Raw genomic sequence first — 3,096 nt, 5'->3', positions numbered from 1 at the left:
CGCCCTGGGCGCCCCCGTACGCGCCCTGCTCGCAGGATTCCAGGGCCGGCTCGCCGCCGAGGTCTACCGGCAGGCCGCCGTCATCACCCCCGGCAACGCGCACGCCAGGCGCTGGCAGGAGCGGTGCGGCGCCGACCCCGCCAAACTGCGCACGGTCTACCCCGGCATGGAGGCCGAGCGGTTCGCCGCCGTGGGCGAGAGCGACGACGGCGGCGACACCGACACCGTCGTCTGGGTCGGCAGGATCGAACCGGCCAAGGACCTCGTCTCCCTGCTGCACGCCTTCGCCGACATCAGGACCGCGCGGCCCGGCGCGCGGCTGCGGATCATAGGCGCCCCCGCCCAGGGCGCCGAGGCCGCCGACTACCCGGCCCACTGCCGCGCCCTGGCGGCCCAGCTCTTCCCCGACGAGGCGCCGGACGCGCACGCGGTCGGGGAGAACCCGGTCTCCTTCGAGGAGATCGGGTGTCCCGAGGCGCCCGAGCTCCCCGACGCGTACGCGGCGGGGAGCGTGGTCGTCCTGTCCAGCATCGTCGAGGGCTTCCCCCTCAGCCTCGTCGAAGCGATGTTCTGCGGGCGCGCCACGGTCTCGACCGACGTCGGGGCCGTCGTCGAAGTCATCGGCGGCACCGGACTCGTCGTACCGCCGCGCAACCCGAAGGCGCTCGCCGACGCCGTCGTCGGGCTGCTCGCCGACGACGAGCGCCGCGAGCGGCTGGGCGCGGCGGCCCGTGCCCGCGCCGTCGAACTCTTCACGGTCGAGCAGAATCTCGCCGCTTTCCGCTCCATCTATCTCGAAATCGTCTCGCACGCCCCCGTACACCGCCCGGCCGAGGCCGTCGGCGCCGACGGAGCACCGCTGCCCTTCGCCCACCCGGCCGAGGGACATGTGCCGAGCCGCTGGCCGGTCGGCGCCACAGCGGGCACCACGGCCGGCGCGGGGGAGAGCGATGTCTGACGGAGGCACCACCATGACCGAAGCCCGCACCACCTCTGTGCCGGAACCCTCGTCGAGCAGCACCACCATGACCGTCCCCGTCCCTGCCGTACGGCGCGGGCCCGCCGACCCGGTGATACTGCTGATGCACCGCCACCGGCGGCTGTGCGAAGGCGCCGTCGACCCGCTGGAGATCGCCGCCGGGCTCGAAGCCCACGGCATCACCGACCGGACAGCCGCCCGCTTCCGGCACCGCGACGTCTTCTCGCTCGCCGAGGAGCTGTACGCCCGCGTCCCGCGCGACGGCGACCGGGCGGCCGCCGTCCTGCGCGCCCCGAAACAGCCGGTGCCCGTCGCCGACGTGCGCGCCGGCCGGGCGAGTTCGGCCCGCCGGCTCACGCTCTCGCTGCTGCCGGGCGCCGTCAGCGCCCTCACCCTCGCGGGACTGCATCGCACGAGCGGCCAGACCCAGCTCGCGATAGCCCTGGCGGGTGCCTTCGCCCTGTCCGGCGCGCTGTCGAGCGCGCTGCGCCGAGGGCCGCTGCGCGCCACCGGGCGCCGGGTCCCCGCCGCAGGTCTCTGGGTCTACTGGCTGCTCGCCTATCTGGTCTGCGGCGACGGGCTGCTCGACGCGCTCGTCGCCGGCGGCCCGCACGGGCCGTGGCCGGCCACCCTGACCCCGCTCGTCGGACTGTCCTTCGCCGTCGCCCCCGCCGTCTGCTGCGCCCACCTCTTCTCCGTACACGCCAGGCGCCGGCTCGCCGACAGCAGCGGCCTCGCCGACTTCGCCGCGGGAGCCAGGCCGCTACTGCTCGCGACCGTCGCCCTCTACGCCTGCGCGCTGACCGGCATCGTCCTGCTCAGCACCCTCGTCCTCGGCGCCGGGGCCGCGCTCGCCCCGACCCTCGCCCTCGGCACGCTGCTCATGCTCGCCCGGCTGCTCACCGTCCACGGCTACCCCGACCCGGCGGCGGCCGGACTCGTCTGCGCCTGCCTCGCCGAGGCCCTGGCCTGCCTGTCCGTGGCCGCCGGACGCATCCCCGGCTGCGGCCCGGTCGCCGCCCCCGTCACCGGCGTCGTACAGGCCTGGGGAGCGGGCGCCGTCCCCGCACTCGCCTGCGCGGCGGCCGCGCTCGTCCTGCTCGCCTACGCCGTCGTCACCCTCGGCAGGGCCTCGGCCCACACCTGACCCCGCCCGCACCCCATGCGACATCCCGCTGCAAGGAGAACGAACGAGATGACCCCGCAATCCCCAGCTCAGACCCTTCGGCGCAGAGGGGCGGCACGATGAGGGTCCTGCTGCTCGGCGCCAACGGATTCCTCGGCCGGTTCGTGGCCGACCGGCTGCTCGCCGACCCCGCCGTGCATCTCACCGCCCTGGGCCGCGGCGACGACGCCGACGTACGGTTCGACCTCGCGGGCGGCAGCCCCGGAGCGCTCACCCGCTTCCTCGACGCCGTCCACCCCGGGGTCGTCATCAACTGCGCCGGTGCCACCCGGGGCGGGGCGCGCGAGCTGATCCGGCACAACACCGTCGCCGTCGCCACCGTCTGCGAGGCACTGCGCCGCAGCGGCTGCGGCGCCCGGCTCGTCCAGCTCGGCTGCGCCTCCGAGTACGGCCCGTCCCCGCACGGCTCGTCCACGGCCGAGGACGCCGTACCGCGCCCCGGCGGCCCGTACGGAGTGAGCAAGCTCGCCGCCTCCGAACTCGTCCTGGGCGCGGGGCTCGACGCCGTCGTGCTGCGGATCTTCTCGCCCGTGGGGCCCGGCACCCCGGCCGGCTCACCGCTCGGCCGGCTCGCCGAGGCCATGCGCCGCGCCATGCAGGGCGGCGACGGCGAGCTGAAGCTCGCCGGGCTCGGCGTCCAGCGGGACTTCGTGGACGTACGCGACGTGGCCCGCGCGGTGCACGCAGCGTCCCTCTCCGCGGCGCAGGGCATCGTCAACATCGGTACCGGACGGTCCGTGAAGCTCAGGGACGCCGCCGCCGTGCTGGCCAGGGTCGCCGGATACGCGGGCGCGCTGCACGAGTTGGACGCCCCGGGCCCCGCCCGGCACGGCCACGCGCCGATCGGCGCCCAGCGCGGCGAATCCGCGCCGGAACAACTCGGCGCCGGCCCGTTCCCCTACCCCGACGGCTGCGGCAGCTGGCAGCAGGC

The 3,096-nt window shown here is 76.0% G+C and carries 3 protein-coding genes; all 3 read left to right on the top strand.

What is annotated here, in order from left to right; translation table 11 throughout:
- Window positions 1-958: glycosyltransferase (locus HY68_RS44775; protein ID WP_041995152.1), on the top strand; the 958-nt coding region annotated here is incomplete at its 5' end.
- A 13-nt stretch (window positions 959-971) separates the two neighbouring features.
- Window positions 972-2,126, top strand: coding sequence for a hypothetical protein (locus HY68_RS04650; protein WP_063779616.1), 1,155 nt, complete (start codon window positions 972-974; stop codon window positions 2,124-2,126).
- Between the two features lie 98 nt (window positions 2,127-2,224).
- Window positions 2,225-3,096, top strand: an 872-nt coding sequence (locus tag HY68_RS04645) for an NAD-dependent epimerase/dehydratase family protein (protein WP_041984724.1), incomplete at its 3' end; no start/stop codon positions are given.

This window comes from Streptomyces sp. AcH 505, assembly GCF_000818175.1.
GTDB lineage: Bacteria > Actinomycetota > Actinomycetes > Streptomycetales > Streptomycetaceae > Streptomyces.
Note: the sequence above shows the minus strand (reverse complement) of the source record. Positions and strands in the feature narration are given on the sequence as shown.

Bases quoted from the DNA above. Each gene is read 5' to 3' on its own strand.
- HY68_RS04650 (WP_063779616.1), top strand. From the start codon at position 972: ATGACCGAAGCCCGCACCACCTCTGTGCCGGAACCCTCGTCGAGCAGC.